Consider the following 18,409-nt stretch of genomic DNA (forward strand, 5'->3'; position numbering starts at 1 on the left):
ACGATGCCAAAGCCGCTCGAAAGGCGGCGGGAGGAAGACATGTCACTCTCCGGGAAAACGATGTTCATCTCAGGTGCGAGCCGAGGCATCGGGCTCGCCATCGCCAGGCGCGCCGCCGCCGACGGTGCCAACGTCGCACTCGTTGCCAAAACCGCTGAGCCACACCCCAAGCTCCACGGCACCGTGTTCACCGCGGCCGAAGAGATCGAGGCTGCCGGTGGACACGCTCTACCAATCATCGGTGACATTCGAGACAGTGAGTCGGTTCAGACGGCGGTCAATCGAGCGGTGAGCCAGTTCGGGGGCATCGACATCTGTGTGAACAACGCGTCAGCGATCGACCTCGGGTCGGTAAGCGAGGTCCCGCTGAAACGCTTCGACCTCATGAACGGCATTCAGGTCCGCGGAACCTATGCGGTCTCGCAAGCGTGCCTCCCGCACATGCTGGGGCGGGAGAATCCGCACATTTTGACGCTCTCTCCACCCATCCGCTTGGAGTCCGAGTGGCTTAAACCGACTGCCTACATGATGGCCAAATTCGGGATGACCCTGTGCGCCCTCGGCATCGCCGAGGAGATGCGCGAACACGGCATTGCCTCGAACACCCTGTGGCCGAGAACACTGGTCGCCACTGCAGCCGTGCAGAATTTGCTTGGCGGTGACGAGGCGATGGGCCGTGCCCGCAAGCCCGATATCTATGCCGACGCGGCCTATGCAGTGCTCAATAAGCCGGCGAAGGACTTCACCGGTAACAGCCTGCTGTGCGAGGACGTGCTGCTCGAGTCGGGCGTCACCGACTTGTCGATATACGACTGCGTGCCCGGTGCCGAACTGGGACTTGATCTTTGGGTGGATTCCACCAACCCGCCGGGCTACACCGCGCCCTGATACTCGGCGGCTCATTCCGCGCTCACCGGGTTGACTCCCACCTTGCGGACGTGAGCCACTCCCCGACTTCGGCAGATCGGACGCGACCCGTACCTCGGCACATTCCGGACTGCCGTGTCAGTTGCGCGTACGCGGGTCGATCGGGTCCCTTGCCGGATTGACCGCGTGAAGTCCATAATTGTGTTAGATGTTTAACTATTAAGGTGTTAATGGAAGGGCGCCGTCGTGCTGTGGAAGCCAGCAGGTCGACAGCCGCCGCGGTCGCGTGAGCGGAGATATGCAGATGGATCCCAACCCTGACTACGACGCCAGCGATGAGGTCGAATACTTCTTCAGCTGGCTCCCATGGGCACTGCGCGGGGTCTACCCGCCCCCGCGTACCCGCCGGTCTAAGCGCTAATCGCGTCGCCTCGCCAGATCGCGTACTCCCAGCCGTCACAGGCGCAGCAGCAGGATTGGTTTGAATGGACAGCCCGAAACCCTGGCGGACGCCGATGATTACCCGCGCAATACAGATCTGTACCGCAGTAGCATTCACCTTCGGTATATGCCTCGCCGCCACCGCGCCGACCGGCCACGCGGCCGACGTCGAGTATCTGATGGTGCCGTCGCCGGCCATGGGCCGCGACATCCCGGTGGCCTTCCAGGGTGGCGGCCCGCATGCGGTGGTCTTGCTGGACGCCTTCAACGCCGGCGAGGGCGTCAGCAACTGGGTCACCGCAGGCAACGCGATGAATACTCTTGCGGGCAAGGGCATCTCGGTGGTCGCACCGGCCAGCGGCGCGTTCACCCTCTACACCAACTGGGAGGCCGACGGCACCCGGCAGTGGGAGACCTTCCTGTCCGACGAGCTGCCGAACTGGCTGGCCGCCAACAAGGGCCTGGCGCCCGGCGGGCACGCGATCGTCGGCGCCGCCCAGGGCGGCACCGGTGCCTTGATGGAGGCGACCTTCCATCCCGATCGCTACCGCTACGCCGGGTCGATGTCGGGCTTCCTGACCCCGTCGAATACCTTTCTCAACGGCGCGATCACCGCCGGTATGAACGAATTCGGCGGCGTGAACACCCAAGCCATGTGGGGTGCCGCTCAGCTGGGCCGGTGGAAGTGGCATGACCCCGAGGTGCACGTGCAGCTGTTGGTGGACAACAACACCCGGCTGTGGGTCTTCAGCCCCCAGACGCTGACGTGTAGCGACGTGCCCGCCATGATCGGCTACTGCGATCAGGCCCAGGGCAGCAACCGCACCTTCTATGCGCACTACCGCTCGGTGGGCGGCCACAACGGCCACTTCGACTTCCCGGCCGGCGGCAACCACGACTGGGGCACCTGGGCCGCCCAGCTGTCCGCGATGTCAGGAGACGTTGCCGCAGCCATCAAATAGGGGCTTTCGTCACCGTGGGCGCGAGCAATGGCAGATGCTGCACACTCCGAATCGAGGGGCGCGGGACAGCCGCCGGGTTAGGTGCTGGGCTGAACAGGTAGCCGGCCATCGACGAACACGCTCTGCGGGGTGGCGTCCTCGAGATCTGTTGGCGCGCGGCGATCGTTTCGCGCCATCAACTCCGGCGCGTCGATCCCGTTCGCTTCCCAACCATGCTCCGACAGCCAGTCGACCACTTGGGTGCGGCTCTCCTCGTAGAGCAGGTTGCCGGACTCGGAAATCTCGTTGCGGCCCAACTTCACGGCGGCCTCGCGATAGCGCTGCATCTGTTCCGCGCGCCGCGCGAAGCTCTCCGCGCTGAAAAATTCGTGAGTGAAGTCTTCGATGGCGAGTCGGCTGCCCGGTGCGCTCAAGCTCGCGATCCGCTCGAGCAGAACGTCCTGCGCCTCGGCCGTCAGATAGGGCAGCAGTCCCTCGGCCGACCAGGCGGTCGGAAGAGCCGGGTCGAAACCAGACGCCCGCAACGTCGTGGGCCAGTCGTGGCGCAGATCCACCGGCACACCGACATATGTCGCCCGGGCGGTGACGCCATTCGACTCCAACGTCGCGACCTTGAAGTCGAGCACCTTGGGTTGGTCCAACTCGTAGACGACGCTGCCCGAGGGCCAGTCCAGACGCCACGCGCGGGCATCGAGGCCCGCCGCGAGGATCACCGACTGCCGGATTCCATCCTTGGCGGCCGCCAGGAAGAATTCGTCGAAGAACAAGGTGCGCGAGGCGATGTAACCCCTCATCGCCTCCATCCGCTCACCGATTCGGGGGTCCAGTGCCACCAGCTCGGGCGGGATGTCTTCTCCGCGCGAGTACAGGTTGGGGATGCGGTCGCCGACCACGTCGAGAAACATCCGCGCGAACGGGTCGTGAATCAACGGTTTGTCACTGTCGGTTTCGGCCGCGCGGCCGGCGGCAACGCCGAGCGCCGTCGCCCCCACACTCTCGGTGATATCCCACGTGTCGTCTTCGCTTCTCGCCATGCATTGATTATACATGCTAAATAATTCTGGCGGCCGGAAAATACCCCTCCTGAGCGGCGGTACACACCAGCTCACCGCTCCGGTTGAACAGCAACCCGGTAGCCAGTGCACGCCCTCTGACGCCCGTCGGTGACTTCTGCTCGAATAACAGCCAGTCGGAGAAATCGGCGGCCCGGTGGAACCACACCGTGTGATCCAGAAGGGCCGACACATCCGTCGGCGACTTACCCATCGGGCCTTGCGCCGACTCCAGCAGCGTCAGCGCGCTGAGGTAGGTCAGCACACAACTGTTGACGACGAGGTCGGCCGGTACCGCACCCCTCGCCCGCAGCCAGATCCTGCTCCGCGACATAGGCGGTCCGTCGAGGTCCATGGCGATGCGTGGTGGTGGGTCGACGTAGCGGGTGTCGAACGGGCGCTCGCTGATCCACCAGCCACCATATTCGTCGGCGTAGGGCGCAAGTTGCTGCTCAACCGGTACCAGGGAGTCGGGCGCCGGCACGTCGGGCATCTCACCCTGATAGTCGGCCCCCTCGATGCCGGCAGTGAACGACGCCATCGCCTCCATCAGCACCTGCCCACCCTGAATCGCAGCAACCCGGCGTGCAGAGAAGGTGCCGCCGTCGTGCAGCCGAGTCACCTCGAACGTCACCGGGTATCGCGCGTCACCTCGCCTCAGGAAGTAGACATGCAGGCTGTGCGGCGGCCGCTGCGACACGGTCCGACTGGCCGCCATCAACGCCTGCCCTGCGATTTGCCCACCAACGATGTGATGGTTGGGCGGGTCGGGCTGAGTGCCTTGAAAAGTGTCGGCGCCAAGGGACTCGAGTTCGAACAGGGTCAACACGTCGGCCAACGATGCCAGCATCTCCGGGCTCAGCTCCGTTTCCTAAAAGCGATAAATAGTTTACGGTTTGATGACTGCGTCTACAGGAGGCTACGGCACGGTGCGAATCATCGTCACGGGCGGCAACAGTGGCGTCGGCAAGGCCACCGCGACCGCAATGGCAGCGGCCGGCCACGAAGTGGTGATCGCATGCCGGACGCTGGCCAAGGGCCGAGAGGCTGCGACGGCGATGCCCGGAGACGTCGAAGTCCGCGAGCTTGATCTGGCCGATCTCACGAGTGTCCGCAGGTTCGCGGAGTCAGTCGACACGGTCGACGTGCTCGTCAACAACGCAGGCGTACTCGGACTCCCCTGACCCGAACCGTCGACGGATTCGAGGCGCACATCGGCACCAATCACCTCGGCCACTTCGCGCTCACATGCCTGCTCGGTGATCGGATCCGCGACCGCGTGGTGTCGGTGGCCAGCACCAACTACAACACCGCGCACATCCACTTCGACGATTTGAACTACCACCATCGCAAGTACAACCCCTGGGCCGCCTATGGCGAATCCAAGCTGGCAAACCTGTTGATGGTGCGTCAGTTGGTGGCCAGGGGAAAGACGGCCTACGCCTCCGATCCGGGAATGACGAACACCGCGATCACCCGGGACGGATCTCGCGCGGTGCAATGGGCGGGTCGGGTCATCTCGCCCTACGTTGCCCAGAGTCCGGAGCATGGCGCCCGCTCGACCATTCAGGCCATCACGACGACGCTGCCGAACGGAACCTATCTCTCGCCGCGCGGTTTGATGCATCAATGGGGACGGCCAAAACCGACGAAGCTCAAGCCCAAGGCCACGGATCCGGAAAGCGCACGCAGGCTGTGGGAGCTGTCGGCCGAACTCACCGGCTGTGAGTGGCAGGAGGACACGAAATGACGACCCACACGGAATACCAACGCCCGCAACTCAGACTGGCACCCAGCCCCACGGCGGAGTCTCACGCGTTCTGGACCGGCGGACAACATGGCGAGTTGTTGATCAGCCGCTGCCACAGCTGCGGCCACTTCTTTCATCCGCCGGGGCCTGCGTGCTGGCGCTGCCGAAGCACCGACGTCGCTCCCGAACCCGTGTCCGGGAAGGCCACCGTCGCAGCGTTCACGATCAACCGGCAAAACTGGATCCCGGGTTTCGAGCCCCCCTACGTGGTGGCCATGGTCGAGTTGGACGACGAACCCGACGTCAGGCTGATCACCAATGTGGTGGGGGTGGCCGTCGAGGACCTCCGCGTCGGACTGCCCGTCGAGGTCTTCTTCGAAGACTGGACCGCGCTGTCGGGCGACGAGGACAGCCGGGTCTGGATCCCGCTGTTCCGTCCCGCTGGATTTGCCTGAAGTCATCCCGGCATTTGCGAACGACTTCGCCGACTGACTGTTAAATTGACAGTTGACTGTCATAGTTGTCCAGGCGGCGAGGAGAGTATTCCGTGTCCACTACATTGCCGGTCGCGCTGCGCTCTGCCGACGACCTCACGCCGGAGATACTGACGACGCTGCTGCGTCGACACGATCCAGACGTGATCGTCACGACGGCGGAACTGGGCCACACCTGGCAGGGCACCACGTCGCATCTGCATCTCGACGTCACATACGCCAACCCGGAAACCACGTTGCCCACACATCTTTTCGTCAAAACCCAACTCGGCACCGTGCACGACCTGCCCGCGGAGGTGGACGCATCACTGTCCCAGGGCGGTGGCGGCACGGTGCTACTCGACGACGAGACTCGGTTCTACCGCGAGCTACGCGCCGATCTCGACGTCGAAACCATGACGACCTACTTCGCCGAGCATCTCGACGGCCCTTCGCAATTCCTCATCGTCGCTGAAGACATCACCTTACGCGGCGCGCAGGTGCCCGACGCGGTCGCAGGCCTGACTGTCGAGCAGGTCGACGAGCTACTCACGACGCTGAGTCACGTCCACGCGCCGTTCTGGAACAGTCCGCGGCTGCGCGACGAAGGTGACCTGTCCTGGCTCAACCACCCGACCACCGGCAAGTTCGCAGAATTCCTGCACGCCACCGGGTTCGACATCATCCGAATGTTTCTCGAACTGCCCTACAAACGTGCCTTGCTCGACGCCACCGGAGAGGACGCTGACTCGATGGAGGCCGCGTTCTGGCAGCTGCAGGCCCACATGGCCGAAGACCCGATGACCCTGCTGCACGGAGACCCTCACCCACGCAACACCTACACCTTGCCGGACGGCCGGATGGGTGTGCTCGACTGGCAATTGGTGCGGCGCGGATCGTGGGCGCACGACGTCGGTTACGCACTGATCGGCGCACTGACACCGCAGCTTCGGCGCGCCCACGAACGTGAGCTGCTCGACGGGTACCGCGGGCGACTGCGCGATGCGGGCGTCACGGTGCCGGATCGCGAGCACATGTGGACGGCCTACCGCCGCAGCCCCGCATGGGGATTCTGCATGTGGGCGATCACCCCGGATCAGATGTACTCCGTCGAGATCGTCGAAACGGTGCTCGGTCGATTCGCCGAGGCATACTCGGACCTGGGAACCGGCGCGCTACTGCGGTGAGCCAGCCGGCTTGATGAGGAATTCCGGTATCCGGTAGCCGCTTCCGGCCAAGTCGACGATACGCAGCTCGACCTCCTGGCCGATCCGCACGTCGGCGGGATCGGCATCGATGACCGCGTTGATGCGCAGCCCCGGCTGCTCCGCGAGCTCGATCAGACCCACGACGTAGGGCGGTATGCGGCCCGGAACCAGGGCCTGACGCACCACGATGTAGCTGTAGACCGTGCCTGCGCCGCTGACCTCCTCGAAATGCACGGGACCGCCGGTGTAGCGGCTGCGCTCCAGCGGTGGATGAATCCACTTGCCGGTGTCATCGCAACGGCACAGCATCAGTTTGTCCTCCTTGAGACCATCCCAGTACCGGGCGGTGTCGGGATCTGGGACCGGGACCGGGGGAAGGAGTGCGTGGTTCGTCGTCATGGCCGCTCCCTGCTGTAGATGTTGGCGCCCCCGAACGGACCGCCGCCTGCGGTGACGAGAGCCAGTTGGGCGTCGTCGACCTGACGCACTCCTGCGTCGCGGCGCAACTGCAGCACCGCCTCGTAGTGGTGGTTCAGCCCATGGATGTAACCCTCCGACAGCAGGCCACCGTGCGGGTTGACCACCACGTCACCCCCGTAGGTGGCGCGCCCGGTCGAGAAGAACTTGCCAACCTCACCCTTCTCACAGAAGCCGAAGCCCTCCATGGTGGCCATCACCGTGTAGGTGAAGCAGTCGTACATGCACGCCAGGTCCATATCGGCCGGACTCAGGCCCGTTCTCGCCCAGATCTTGGGACCTGCTGTGCGGGAGTACATCTCGGTAGGATCGTCCCACTCCGTCCAGCCGGAGCCGCCCTGCGAGTTCGACGAACCAACCAACCACACCGGCGGCTTCTTGGCATTGCGGGCAATATCCTCGCCGGTGATCAGCACGGCCACCGCGCCGTCCACCTCGGACGTACAGTCGAGCACCCGGAACGGTTCGTTGATCCATCGGGCGGCCAGATAGTCATCCATCGTGAGCGGTTCACGACGCAGTGCGTGCTCGTTGGGACCTGCATGTGCACGCTGGGTAATCGCGATCTGCCCGAGATCCTCACACGTGGAACCGTATTCGTGCTGGTGCCGACGGGCCCACATGGCGAACCACTGCGGCGGCACCATGAACCCCGACGCCGTATCGAACTGGTCGTGATGCTGCACCTGCATCGGCCCTTCGATGTGGCCGAAGCGATAGCCGGACCGGCCGTTGAGCGAGCGGTACACCAGCACGGCTTTACAGAGCCCGGCCTCGATGACAGCGGCGGCCGTGGCGATCTGATCGGCGACCAGGTTCCCTCCGCCGTACATCGCGTTGGCCCAGGACAATTCGTCGATTCCCAGTGCCCAACCGACGAATATCGGTTGCTCGGAGTCATTGGCCATGAAGGTGCAGATTCCATCGATGTCGGCCGTGCTGAGCCCGGCATCCTCGATGGCATCCCGGCAGGCCGCCACCGCCATCCCGCGCGTGGTGCGGCCGGAGTTGCGGCTGTAGGTGGTTCGCCCGATGCCCACGATGGCACAGGTCATGTGGTTCTCCGATCTACTTCGCCGCCGGATCGCGCGGCAGGCCGAGAATGCGTTCCGCGACCAGGTTTCTGACGATTTCCGAGGTGCCGCCCGCGATCGTCAGACACCTGCTGAACAGGTAGTCGTGCACGACGTCGGATTCCGACCCCACGAGGATGCCCGGACCGGCAATCCGCAGCGCGAGTTCCGCGACGCGCTGAGCATGCTCGGCGCCGAAGAGCTTGGCGATGTTGCCCTCGATGCCAGGCCCGGAATCGAAGACCGCCCGCGCGGCCTGCCGCAGATTCAACGCGGCAAGCGTATACGCCTCGACGAGCAGCGCACCGACATCTCGCGCCAGGCCGGTATCGCCGGGGCGGTGGCGTGCCAACAGGTCGATCAGCGCGTCGGCAGTCATGGTGACCGAACCGCCGCCGATGGAGACTCGTTCGTTGCCGAACGCGGCCATCGCCACCGTCCAGCCCGCGTTCACCGTGCCGACCACGTCGCGATCAGGCACGAAGACGTCGTCGAAGAACACCTCGTTGAACAGCGTCTCACCGGTGATCTCGGTGAGCGGGCGGATTTGCACGGCCGGATCGGCGAGGTCGATGATCATTGCCGTGATGCCCTTGTGCTTGGGCACATTCGGATCGGTGCGCACGGTGGCAAGACCGCGCTGGCAGTTCACCGCGTCGCTGGTCCACACCTTCTGACCGGACACCACCCAGCCGTCGTCGACGCGCTTGGCCCTGGTCGCCACCGCCGCGGCATCCGAGCCGGCGCCGGGCTCACTGAACAGCTGACACCAGCGCACCTGGCCCTCCAGGCTCGGCCACATCAGCCGCTCGATCTGTTCGTCGCTGCCATGCTGCAGCAGGGTGGGTACCACCCATTCGCCCAGCCCGAGGCTCGGCTTGTCCAGACCCTTGAGCACGTCCTCGATGATCAGTTGCTCGACACTGTCGGCGCCTCGGCCATAGGGCTTCGGCCAGTGCGGTTGCAAGTAGCCGCTTCGCGCCCAGAGCTTGTGGCGGTCATCGGGACCGACCGTGTCGAGTGTGGCGCGGAAGTCCTGCGCCGCCTGCCGATACTGGTCGGCTTCGGGCGGTAGGTCCACCGAATGACCCCGTCGCATACCCTGGGCCTGTAGTTCTACGACCTTGTCCCGCAACGCGTCCTGGTCGCCGGCGAAGGCCTGCAAAACGGTGGCTCGCCGGATGTAGAGGTGGGCGTCGTGTTCCCAGGTATAGCCGATGCCGCCGTGCACCTGGACGTTCTGAAGAGCCACCCGCTGGTAGGCGGGAAGCGCGTGCCCGGCGGCCATGGTCACCGCCAGCTCGGCCTCCGCGCCGAACGCGCGTGCGGCATCCCATGCCACCGCCACCGCGAGTTCGGTGTCCACCAACATGTTGGCGCAATGATGCTTGATCGCCTGAAACGAGCCGATCGGCCGCCCGAACTGCTCTCGGCCGGCGGCATACGCAGTTGCCATCTCGGTGCAGGCGGCCAGCCCGCCGACCGCCTCAGCGGTGGCCAGCAGTCGCAACACCCGGGTGGCGGTGGCGCTCGCCCCCGGGAAAACGTCGGCCACCGCAGCGGACTCGAGGCGCAGCACGGTGACCGGTCGCAGGAGTTGGTCGACCGAGTCGATGGTTCTCGTGCTCAGACCGTCACCGGGTTCGATCAGAACCAGATCGTCTCCGACGGGCAGCAGGAACACGTCGGCTGCCGCCTCGCCCAGAACGGGCACCGCAGTAGCCGAAATTCGCGAATCCTGCACAGACGCATCGCTCTTCGATCCGATACCGGCCACGACATCACCGGACACCAACTGGGTCAGCCAACGCTCGCGCTGCTCGTCGGAGCCGACCTCGGCGATCACGGCCGACGCGGCGACCGTGGGCAGGAACGGTCCGCCGATCGCGGCGCGGCCGAGTTGTTCGGCCACGATGGTCAGTTCGGGCAGTCCGTAACCCTGACCGCCGAACTCTTCGTCGACGTGCAGACCGAGCCACCCGGTCGACACGATCTCCTTCCACAGCCCGTCGTCAGTCCACCACCGGTCGGCGGTGTCGGGGTCGAGCAGGATGCGCCGCGCGTTTCCAACCCCACCACGCCCAGTCACCATGGACCTGGCGACATCGGCCAGCGCGCGGTGGTCTTCGGTTATTGCCAGTGTCATGTAATGGCCTCATTGGTCAGGGAGGGTCCGATCACCAGGGGGCGCCGAACTTCTCGCGGTAGGTGACTTCGGTAGCGGGGCGACGACGGGGCGGCGAGAGCGGGCGCGCCGGCCGTCCGATGTACACAGCCGCCATCGGGATCAGGTTCTGCGGCAGTTCCAGCAGTTCGCGGACGCGGTCGACCCCGAAGGTGGTCAGTCCGGTGGTCAGACACGAGCCGTATCCGAGGTCAGCAGCGGTCAGCAGAAGGTTCTGCACGGCCGGGTAGATCGATGACGGTGCGTAGATCTCGGCGACCCGGTCGGTGTCCGCGCAGACAACCACCACGACCGGTGCCGCAGCGAACCCGCCTCTGGCGAAACCATGTTCGAGATCGGCAACCAACACCTTGTCCTCGAGGCTTCGTTTGACGAAGTCGCCACCGCCTGCGTTCCACGTCTGCGTCCACCAGTCGGCCAACAGCTTTCGGTTGTCCTCGTCGCGGATCACCACGAACGACCACGGCTGGGTGTTCTCGGCGCTCGGAGCGTGCACTGCACTCTGAAGCATCTCCTCGATGTCGGAGTCGAGCACCTTGCCGTCCGGATCGAATCGCCTGCAGGCGCGCTGCGCCTGCATCACCGCACGGAGTTCAGACACCTCAGCCGGCCAGCCGTCGGTCGCCGCGCGGCGTCCAGCCGGTCATCGAAACCGTGGACAGGTCGAGTGTCTCGCCCAGGGACAACTTCCCCGACATCACCCGCTCGAGGAATGCCGCCATCACCACTTCAGGTTCCTGATCGAGCTCATAGATCACCAGGTATCGGTGTGTGGGTGGAGGCAGCTGCGCGGGCAGATCCTCGTCGTCGGGGATCTTCAGTTCGGCAAGGTCGTAGCGCTGCGCCGCCACCACACCCGGAACATCAAGCACCTCCGGCACATGGACCTCGTCATACCACTTGTTGAAGGTGTCGTCCTCGCCCTCGATGGGATTGCTCAGGACGATGAATCGATTCTCGGCCACGTCACGCCTTTCTGACAGAGCCCACCCAACTCGGGCCACCGGCCCACAGTATGGCAGTGGACTGTCACAGTCAACGCACGGCCGGTGGCCGTCGCACGCGCGTGTTGACCATGACAGTCCACTGCCATACTGTGGGCGATCACGTGTCGCCTCATACCCCGCAGAGAAGGTCGCCATGACTCGCACCGGGCACTCATCGGTAGTGCTCCTTGACGGTTCCTCAGACTTGCCGCGACAGATCCTCGGCAATAAGGGCTACGGCATCAACATGATGCGACGCAACGGATTACCGGTGCCACCTGCGTTCTGCATCAGTACCGAAGTCTGTGCAGAATGGTTCGCCGATCCGGTCGCCACCATCGAGGGCTTGAGCCCGACGTTGCATCAGAAGATCCAGTACCTCGAAGAACTGACGTCGCGCACATTCGGGCGCGGGCCACGTCCGCTACTGGTGAGTGTCCGCAGCGGTGCAGCGCGGTCCATGCCGGGCATGATGGACACCGTGCTGAACCTGGGCATGAACGACGCCGTCGAGCAAGCTCTGGCCCGGGCAATCTCCGCTGACTTCGCGATGGACACCCGGGCAAGATTCGCTGACATGTACCGACGAATCGTACTGGGTGGGGACGCCTCCTCGCTTGTCCCCGACGACCCGTTCCTGCAATTGCGTGAAACCATCGAAGCCGTCTTCGCCTCATGGAACTCGCTGCGCGCCGGCGCCTACCGCAGGCATCACGGCTACGAGGAGCTGGGTGGCACGGCAGTGGTGGTGCAGGCCATGGTGTTCGGCAACATGGAGTCCAAGTCCGGCACCGGTGTCCTGTTCTCCCGCAACCCGATCACGGGCGCCGACGAGCCGTTCGGCGAGTGGCTACCGGGTGGTCAGGGTGAAGACGTCGTATCGGGGGCGGTCGACGCGCAGCCGGTCAGCGCTCTCGCCGAAGAACAACCAGACGTCTATGACGAGTTGGTCGCCGCAGCACGGACGTTGGAACGGCTGGGCTCCGACATTCAGGACATCGAGTACACGGTCGAAGAAGGCCGGCTTTGGCTGCTGCAGACCCGCGCTGCGAAACGGTCGGCTCAGGCGGCGGTGCGGTTGGCGCTGAGACTTCGCCGCGACGGCCTGATCGACGATATGACGACGCTGCGCCGGGTGACTCCCGCCGACATCGAGACCCTGCTGCTACCCTCGCTGCAACCCGAATCACGTTTGGCTGCACCCTTATTGGCCAAAGGTCTGCCTGCCTGCCCCGGGGTGGTGTCGGGAAGGGCCTATATCGATATCGACGAGGCGATCGACGCGGCCGAGGACGGCCAGGACGTCATCCTGGTACGCAGCTTCACCAGCCCGGACGACGTGGAGGGCATGATTGCCGCACTCGGGGTCGTCACCGGAACCGGCGGCGCCACTTCGCATGCCGCGATCGTGTCGCGGGAACTGGGCCGTCCATCCGTCGTCGGATGTGGCGCCGGCGTCACCGATGCACTTGCAGGAAAGCTGATCACCGTCGACGGAACCGAGGGCGAGGTGCGAGAAGGCATTCTGGAGTTGACTGCCTGGTCCGAGGACGACTCATCTGACCTGGCCGAGCTGACCCGCATCGCGTTGGTCGTCAGCCCCCTGCGGGCCCACGCAACTGGCGATTATCCCGAGTTGGATGCCGGTTCCGACGACGCGGTGCGTGCGGCATTGGCCGCCGGACATACCGACGTGCTATCTCCCACCCCGTTGATCACCATGCTGACCGCGCTGCGACTGGCAGACAATGACCGAGGGCTGAGCCGATGAGCGAATTGGCGGTGTTGCAGGCAGTGCGGCTGAAAGGCCGGGTCAATCAGTCGGATTTGGCCGCAACGCTCGGTCAGGATCCCGTCGACGTGGCCCAAACAGTCAATGCCTTGGTTGATTCCGGCCTGCTGGTCGCGGGCAAGACCGTCAAGATCAGCCCCGACGGTCGGGCCCGCCTCGCCCAGCTGTTGGCCGGGGAACGCGACGGGATCGACACCGCGACGATCGGCGCAGCTTACGAGAAGTTCCGTGCGGTCAACGGCGAATTCAAAGCGCTGGTGTCGGATTGGCAAATAAAGGACGGCCAGCCCAACGCCCATGACGATTCCGAGTACGACGCTGCGGTCCTCAGGCGCCTCGACGGCGTGCACGAACGAGTGGTGCCGATTCTGCATTCGGTCAGCACCCTTCTACCCCGATTGCGCAGGTACGCAGCCAGACTGGACAACGCGCGGGCGCGACTCAAAGAGGGCGACGTGGCGTGGCTGACACGCCCGGTCATCGATTCCTACCACACCGTGTGGTTCGAACTCCACGAAGAATTGATCCTCGCCGCGGGCCTGACTCGTGACGCCGAGGCGGCTGCCGGTCACGCGCAGTAGGGTCGCTACCCCGCGTCGTGTCCGGCGGCTGGCAGCACATCACGCATCTGGCGCCAGATCAGCTTGGCGGCCTGGGACGGCGCAATGCGATTGAGTTTGTCCAGGAGAAGCGCGTCGACGCCGGCGAAAACCCGGTGCGAGTCCCTTTCGATGCCACGCACGATCTTCGCGGCCGCAACCCGCGGCGGGAGCATCCGCATCGAATTGGCGGTAGCCTCGTTCTGGTCACGGCTCATCGCGCCCGAGTTGACCGCAATGTCGGTCCGCACGGCTCCGGGGAACACCACAGTCACGCGCACGTTGGTATCCCGCAATTCGGAGTCGAGGCCCTCGCCCAGCATCTTGACCGCCGCCTTGGACGCGCCGTAGATGGTCTGCCCGGGCACCGGCGCATACGACCCCATGCTCGACACGAGCGTGATGTTCGCCTCCGGACGCGTCAGCAGATGCGGCAGGAAGGCCTTCGTCATATTCAGCACGCCGAAGAAGTTGATGTTCAGCAGCCGCTCGATCTCGTCGAACTCCAGGTCGTTGACTCGGGCGAACCGATGAATGATGCCAGCCACGTTGACCAGGCCGTCGACTGCGCCGTGAGCCGCCACGACAGCATCCGGCAGTGCGCCGGTAGCCGACCGATCGGTGACATCGACCTCATGAGTCGAGATCTGCCCATGTCGTGAATCAGCAAGTCCGGCCGTCGCTTTCAGCCCGACTGCGTCGACGTCGACAGCGGCGACCCGTGCCCCCTTGTCGACAAGCAACAGCGCCACGTGTCGGCCCATACCGTTCGCGCCGCCGGTGACCACGAAAACTCTGTCACGGAACTTCACAATTTCTCCCCACGCTCAGGGGCTGGACAGGTTCGACCGCTCGATGTAGACATGACCGGTCTCGTCACCCCACGTCACCTCCGCCCAACTCACGTGGTAGGCACGCGCCGGCTCCAGCACGCCGTACGGCAGTCCGTCGGCCATCGACAACCACAGCGACGAACGAATCGTCCCCCTCAACGGAGCGCCGCCGGCGAAGGCCACGCTGAACCGCTCGCCGTCGCGGGACAACGCCGCGTGCGAAGGAATCTCGTCCACATCCACGTGCCGTAGCACCCCGTCTTCCACCACGTAGGCGCCCTCGAGTGTGATGCGGCCGTCACGCGCCCAGTACCGGCACAGGCCGAAGGCCCGTCCGCTGGGCATCACTCCCCCGACGATGACGTGGCCGCCCCAGTCGGTCAGGGTGTCCGCACCCCGTGGACCACGCGAGTGATCGCGCCAGCCGCCGCCGTCGAAGCGGATCCGTTCACCGTCGATGCGCACTTCCCCGGTCACCCGGGTGAGCTGTTCGTAGTGCTCGCGGGCCCAGCTCTGTTCGGCCATGCCGGCTCCGGAGGCGAAGGCAGGCCCCGACTCGGCGTCCCACACCGGCGTCAAACCCTGCACGTCCAAGTCGAGTCGGACGTGGGCCTTGGGACCGTCGGCCAGCAGACCGGTGCGCATCGCCTCGTAGGACGACCTCACGCAGAACCCGTCAAAGGTGATGTGCCACTTGGTGAATGGCTCATCGCAGCGGAAGGCGAGGTTCGAGCCTGCGGGTCGGCGTTCCGGCATGGTGCGGTGATAGGCCCACATGCTGAGCACGCCCTGATCCTCGGGAAGGGCGATGAGGACTCGGTCCTCCCACATCTCCCACATGTCGGGGACGGTGCCGAGATGCAGCCACATGCCGATGTCGTTGACCGGGTCGTACGGAGTGAACAGCAGGTTCTCGGTCCACCCCGGTACGTCCGGGCAGGTGTGAACGGTCTCCTCACGCGGCGCGGGCAGTCCGGACGACAGATCGACGTGAACGGATGTCATACGCTCTCAGCTTCCTGCTCGGGACAGGACGGCGATCTCGCCGGTCACCCCGTCCACTCGGACGACATCGCCGGTGTGCAGAACGCGGGTGCCGTTGCCCGTCCCGACCACACAGGCGATGCCCAACTCGCGGGCGACGATGGCGCCATGGCTGGCAGGGCTGCCGATGTCGGTCACCAGCGCGCCGGCCAGCGATACTAGCGCCGTCCACCCCGGATCGACCATCTTGCAGACCAGCACTTCACCGTCGTCGAGGGTGTCTTCTGATTCGGCGTCGAGCACCACACGCACCATGCCCTCGAAAACCCCTGTGCCTGCCGGCGTTCCGCGCACCACCGCATCCTGACCGGTGATCGCGTCATCGGCCTCGATTGGATCCGGCATCCCGGTGAATACGGTGGGCACCTCGATGCGCCGGTACTCTTCACGCCGCGCCCGGCGGAACTCGACCAGTTCGCGCACATTCGACGGAAGCGGTGCCAGCAGCTCATCCACGGTCAGGTAGAACGCGTCATCCGGGCGATCGAGCTTTCCTGCGTCCACCAGGTCACGCCCCAGGCAGGTGGCGGCGGCCCGGCAACCGTCAATGGCGGCCAGGAAACCGGCCTTGCCCAACTCGACCGCTCTGACATGTGAACCCGTGAAGGACAGCAACTTCCGTAACATCACCCGTCGGAGCGGAGAGACGGTGGCGAGCAGCTCGGACTCGGCGCGCTGTCGTGCGGCGACCGCCCTCTGCACGCGCAGGCTCGGGCGTTCCTGTTCGGTCCGCCCGGCGTGCGCGGCCGCCGCACGCTTGACGGCATCGTGGTCCTCGCGCCATGAATGGCCTATGACGTTGCCCTCGTTGGGACCGTGAAATCCGTGCCGCGACAAGAACTCATCCATGCTCAGTCGACCCTGGCCGAGCGACCAAACGTCGTCGGCAAGTTCGGTCTCGATCACACCGCCATATCCTGCGAGCAGGACTGGTACGAGATCGGCGCGCCCCATCTCGGTCACGATCGACTCCACTCGGGATCGCAGCGCGTTAAGGATCATGCGGCTACGGACATGAACGCGCATCGTTGCGGTGAACCGCTGCACGGAGTCGGTGAGCAGCGTCTTGGCGTCGTCATGGTGACCGGGCAGTACAGTGCTGCGCCACCACGCCATTTGTCGCGCGTGGACGTCGCGCGCGGCTGCCCGGCTTCGCAACAACACCAGCGGGGTCTTGACGGCGACGACGGGTAGTCGTTTCGGATTGCTCTTGGTGGGGTGGCATCGGGGCGGACCGAACCCAGCAGGTCCCGTTCGAAGTCGTCGCCGGTCATGCCGGGCAACAGGCCCGCCAGTTCCCGGGCACGGTCGACGTTCATTGCCTGCCTGCCGAAAAAACACGCCGTACTCCACTGGTTCGGGTCGTCGGGCACGACCAGCGCCGACGCGGGCAGCACGCCGAAGTCATGGATCCCCGCTCTCGACGCGAATTCGACACCGGTTCCCCACAGCGACCAGCACAGCGGCGACAGGATGTCAGGGGTCGCCTCACCGGCATTGGTCAGCGTCCAGAGCCGATTCGGTGCGCTCTCCCCTCGGGTCGGGTCCGTCAATACGGTGGTGATGCCGTTCATGAGCCTCCCGGGGCCGGCGACAGGCGACTGTCAGCATGGATGCCTTCACACCCTACGGCATCAGTGTTGACGTTTGACAGTGAACTGCCATAATGTTGCAGCCCACGGCTCCGGTGTGGTCGGCCCACCTAGGATGTGACACCGGTGCGCTGAAATCGAGAGGTGCACAATGCGATTCACTGTCTATCTGCCTAACTGCATGCATGTCGCCGCCATCACCCAGCCGTGGGAGCACGACCTGGGGGGCCGGGACATCGCCAAAGTGGCGCAACGGGCCGAAGATCTGGGCTACTCCATGGTCTTTCTGCCCGAACACTTCTTCACACCTGCAGCGCACGTCGAGCTCTCCGGCAATCACTACTTCGACGCCACCACTGCCCAAGCCTTCATCGCTGGCGCCACCTCAACAATCACGCTCGGATCGATGGTCACCATCCTTCCGCTGCACAACCCGATCATCGCCGCCAAACAAATCGCGACGCTGGATTGGTTCAGCGGCGGGCGCGCACAAATCACTGTTGGCGTCGGCTGGCTCAAGGACGAATTCGATGCGATCGGCGTGCCGTTCACCAAACGCGGCCGGCTGACCGACGAATACCTCGAAGCGATGTTCGAGCTGTGGCACAGCGATTCGCCGAGCTACGACGGTGAATTCGTCAAGTTCGATGACATCGCGTTCGGACCCAAACCCATCTCCGCACCGCGCCCGACGGTGTGGATGGGCGGCGACGCTGACGCGGTGCTGCGCCGGGCAGCGCGGTTCGGTGACGGTTGGGCGCCGTGGCTGACCAAGCCGGACGAGTTACCCGCGAAACTGGATTACCTGCGCTCCCAACCCGGTTTCGACGACCGGCCCTTCTCGGTCTTCTATAGTCTGGCCGTCCTGTCCATCGGTCAGGAGCACACCATCGTCGACGACCCGAATGCGCAGTTCGGCCAGAGCGCTCAACAGGTCATCGACAACTGCAACATGTTGGCCGAACGCGGGTCACCGACACCTGGGTGAATCCGCCGCCGCTGAACGACTTCAACGCCTACCTGGACCACATGCAGTGGGTGGCCGAGGAGATCATCCCCAAGGTGGGCTGAACCA

17 protein-coding genes and 3 pseudogenes are annotated in these 18,409 nt (G+C 64.9%); 9 read left to right on the forward strand and 11 right to left on the reverse strand.

Features of this window, described 5'->3' with window-relative positions; translation table 11 throughout:
• Positions 1-39: 39 nt before the first annotated feature.
• The 3 genes and pseudogenes from D3H54_RS26860 (at position 40) to D3H54_RS26870 (ending at position 2,270) form a co-directional block, all read left to right on the forward strand.
• Positions 40-888 (forward strand): SDR family oxidoreductase, encoded by an 849-nt coding sequence (locus D3H54_RS26860; protein WP_149383766.1) that lies wholly within the window; start codon positions 40-42, stop codon positions 886-888.
• Positions 889-1,174: 286 nt separating this feature from the next.
• Positions 1,175-1,288, forward strand: a pseudogene (locus tag D3H54_RS31955) (hypothetical protein); the annotation flags it as partial.
• A gap of 64 nt (positions 1,289-1,352) precedes the next feature.
• Entirely contained in the window at positions 1,353-2,270 is a 918-nt protein-coding gene (locus D3H54_RS26870) for an esterase family protein (protein ID WP_286199013.1), read from the forward strand.
• A 77-nt stretch (positions 2,271-2,347) separates the two neighbouring features.
• On the opposite strand, the gene D3H54_RS26875 is transcribed toward D3H54_RS26870, so the two are convergent.
• Positions 2,348-3,304: an SAM-dependent methyltransferase gene (locus D3H54_RS26875; RefSeq protein ID WP_149382710.1), complete on the reverse strand. Its 957-nt coding sequence runs from the start codon at positions 3,302-3,304 to the stop codon at positions 2,348-2,350.
• Between the two features lie 16 nt (positions 3,305-3,320).
• Complete coding sequence (locus D3H54_RS26880) at positions 3,321-4,172, reverse strand: acyl-CoA thioesterase (protein ID WP_149382712.1); 852 nt, start codon at positions 4,170-4,172, stop codon at positions 3,321-3,323.
• A gap of 79 nt (positions 4,173-4,251) precedes the next feature.
• On the opposite strand from D3H54_RS26880, the pseudogene D3H54_RS26885 reads away from it, so the two are divergent.
• From D3H54_RS26885 to D3H54_RS26895, 3 genes and pseudogenes are all read left to right on the forward strand, one after another.
• A pseudogene (locus tag D3H54_RS26885) lies at positions 4,252-5,072 on the forward strand (SDR family NAD(P)-dependent oxidoreductase).
• Entirely contained in the window at positions 5,069-5,527 is a 459-nt protein-coding gene (locus D3H54_RS26890; RefSeq protein WP_149382714.1) for a Zn-ribbon domain-containing OB-fold protein, read from the forward strand. Before D3H54_RS26885 ends, D3H54_RS26890 begins: the two are co-directional and overlap by 4 nt.
• 92 nt (positions 5,528-5,619) lie before the next feature.
• A complete protein-coding gene (locus D3H54_RS26895) occupies positions 5,620-6,732 on the forward strand; it encodes a phosphotransferase (protein WP_149382716.1) in 1,113 nt (370 codons plus the stop codon).
• On the opposite strand, the gene D3H54_RS26900 is transcribed toward D3H54_RS26895, so the two are convergent.
• From D3H54_RS26900 to D3H54_RS26920, 5 genes are read right to left on the reverse strand one after another with little or no spacing between them, the layout of a single operon-like run.
• Positions 6,721-7,152, reverse strand: a complete 432-nt coding sequence (locus tag D3H54_RS26900; protein WP_149382718.1) for a Zn-ribbon domain-containing OB-fold protein — start codon at positions 7,150-7,152, stop codon at positions 6,721-6,723. The two genes, D3H54_RS26895 and D3H54_RS26900, sit on opposite strands and share 12 nt — an antisense overlap.
• Entirely contained in the window at positions 7,149-8,285 is a 1,137-nt protein-coding gene (locus tag D3H54_RS26905) for a thiolase C-terminal domain-containing protein (protein WP_149382720.1), read from the reverse strand. The genes D3H54_RS26900 and D3H54_RS26905 overlap by 4 nt, the downstream gene beginning before the upstream one ends.
• Positions 8,286-8,298: 13 nt before the next feature.
• Positions 8,299-10,449 carry an acyl-CoA dehydrogenase family protein gene (locus D3H54_RS26910; RefSeq protein WP_149382722.1) on the reverse strand — a complete coding sequence of 717 codons (2,151 nt, stop codon included), beginning with the start codon at positions 10,447-10,449 and terminating at the stop codon, positions 8,299-8,301.
• 31 nt (positions 10,450-10,480) lie between these two features.
• Complete coding sequence (locus D3H54_RS26915) at positions 10,481-11,089, reverse strand: nitroreductase family protein (RefSeq protein WP_149382724.1); 609 nt, start codon at positions 11,087-11,089, stop codon at positions 10,481-10,483.
• A gap of 1 nt (position 11,090) precedes the next feature.
• Entirely contained in the window at positions 11,091-11,453 is a 363-nt protein-coding gene (locus D3H54_RS26920; protein WP_149382726.1) for a DUF4286 family protein, read from the reverse strand.
• Positions 11,454-11,628: 175 nt separating this feature from the next.
• Between D3H54_RS26920 and D3H54_RS26925 the strand changes: the two genes are divergently transcribed.
• Both D3H54_RS26925 and D3H54_RS26930 read left to right on the forward strand, forming a co-directional pair.
• Positions 11,629-13,245: a pyruvate, phosphate dikinase gene (locus D3H54_RS26925; RefSeq protein ID WP_149382728.1), complete on the forward strand. Its 1,617-nt coding sequence runs from the start codon at positions 11,629-11,631 to the stop codon at positions 13,243-13,245.
• The gene (locus tag D3H54_RS26930) at positions 13,242-13,847 is read left to right on the forward strand and encodes a winged helix DNA-binding protein (protein ID WP_149382730.1); all 606 of its coding nucleotides are present in this window, start codon (positions 13,242-13,244) and stop codon (positions 13,845-13,847) included. The genes D3H54_RS26925 and D3H54_RS26930 overlap by 4 nt, the downstream gene beginning before the upstream one ends.
• 5 nt (positions 13,848-13,852) lie before the next feature.
• On the opposite strand, the gene D3H54_RS26935 is transcribed toward D3H54_RS26930, so the two are convergent.
• The 4 genes from D3H54_RS26935 to D3H54_RS31965 are packed head-to-tail and all read right to left on the reverse strand — an operon-like array spanning position 13,853 to position 17,316.
• A complete protein-coding gene (locus D3H54_RS26935) occupies positions 13,853-14,677 on the reverse strand; it encodes an SDR family NAD(P)-dependent oxidoreductase (protein ID WP_149382732.1) in 825 nt (274 codons plus the stop codon).
• 15 nt (positions 14,678-14,692) lie between these two features.
• On the reverse strand, positions 14,693-15,703 hold the full coding sequence (locus D3H54_RS26940; protein WP_149382734.1) for a DUF7064 domain-containing protein: 1,011 nt from the start codon (positions 15,701-15,703) through the stop codon (positions 14,693-14,695).
• 6 nt (positions 15,704-15,709) lie between these two features.
• Positions 15,710-16,696, reverse strand: coding sequence for a PEP-utilizing enzyme (locus D3H54_RS31960; protein WP_286199331.1), 987 nt, complete (start codon positions 16,694-16,696; stop codon positions 15,710-15,712).
• A 44-nt stretch (positions 16,697-16,740) separates the two neighbouring features.
• Positions 16,741-17,316: a hypothetical protein gene (locus tag D3H54_RS31965; protein WP_286199014.1), complete on the reverse strand. Its 576-nt coding sequence runs from the start codon at positions 17,314-17,316 to the stop codon at positions 16,741-16,743.
• A 169-nt stretch (positions 17,317-17,485) separates the two neighbouring features.
• Here D3H54_RS31965 and D3H54_RS26950 point away from each other — a divergent pair.
• Positions 17,486-18,405: pseudogene (locus tag D3H54_RS26950) on the forward strand (TIGR03619 family F420-dependent LLM class oxidoreductase).
• The last annotated feature ends 4 nt before the right edge of the window (positions 18,406-18,409 follow it).

Origin of the sequence: Mycobacterium sp. ELW1 (assembly GCF_008329905.1) — a bacterium.
Classification (GTDB): domain Bacteria; phylum Actinomycetota; class Actinomycetes; order Mycobacteriales; family Mycobacteriaceae; genus Mycobacterium.

Coding starts and splice junctions, on each gene's coding strand:
- D3H54_RS26930 (WP_149382730.1), top strand. CDS start 13,242: ATGAGCGAATTGGCGGTGTTGCAGGCAGTGCGGCTGAAAGGCCGGGTC.
- D3H54_RS26860 (WP_149383766.1), top strand. CDS start 40: ATGTCACTCTCCGGGAAAACGATGTTCATCTCAGGTGCGAGCCGAGGC.
- D3H54_RS31965 (WP_286199014.1), bottom strand. CDS start 17,316: ATGAACGGCATCACCACCGTATTGACGGACCCGACCCGAGGGGAGAGC.
- D3H54_RS26925 (WP_149382728.1), top strand. CDS start 11,629: ATGACTCGCACCGGGCACTCATCGGTAGTGCTCCTTGACGGTTCCTCA.
- D3H54_RS26875 (WP_149382710.1), bottom strand. CDS start 3,304: ATGGCGAGAAGCGAAGACGACACGTGGGATATCACCGAGAGTGTGGGG.
- D3H54_RS26910 (WP_149382722.1), bottom strand. CDS start 10,449: ATGACACTGGCAATAACCGAAGACCACCGCGCGCTGGCCGATGTCGCC.
- D3H54_RS26890 (WP_149382714.1), top strand. CDS start 5,069: ATGACGACCCACACGGAATACCAACGCCCGCAACTCAGACTGGCACCC.
- D3H54_RS26880 (WP_149382712.1), bottom strand. CDS start 4,172: ATGCTGGCATCGTTGGCCGACGTGTTGACCCTGTTCGAACTCGAGTCC.
- D3H54_RS26905 (WP_149382720.1), bottom strand. CDS start 8,285: ATGACCTGTGCCATCGTGGGCATCGGGCGAACCACCTACAGCCGCAAC.
- D3H54_RS26870 (WP_286199013.1), top strand. CDS start 1,353: ATGGACAGCCCGAAACCCTGGCGGACGCCGATGATTACCCGCGCAATA.
- D3H54_RS31960 (WP_286199331.1), bottom strand. CDS start 16,696: ATGGGGCGCGCCGATCTCGTACCAGTCCTGCTCGCAGGATATGGCGGT.
- D3H54_RS26900 (WP_149382718.1), bottom strand. CDS start 7,152: ATGACGACGAACCACGCACTCCTTCCCCCGGTCCCGGTCCCAGATCCC.
- D3H54_RS26940 (WP_149382734.1), bottom strand. CDS start 15,703: ATGACATCCGTTCACGTCGATCTGTCGTCCGGACTGCCCGCGCCGCGT.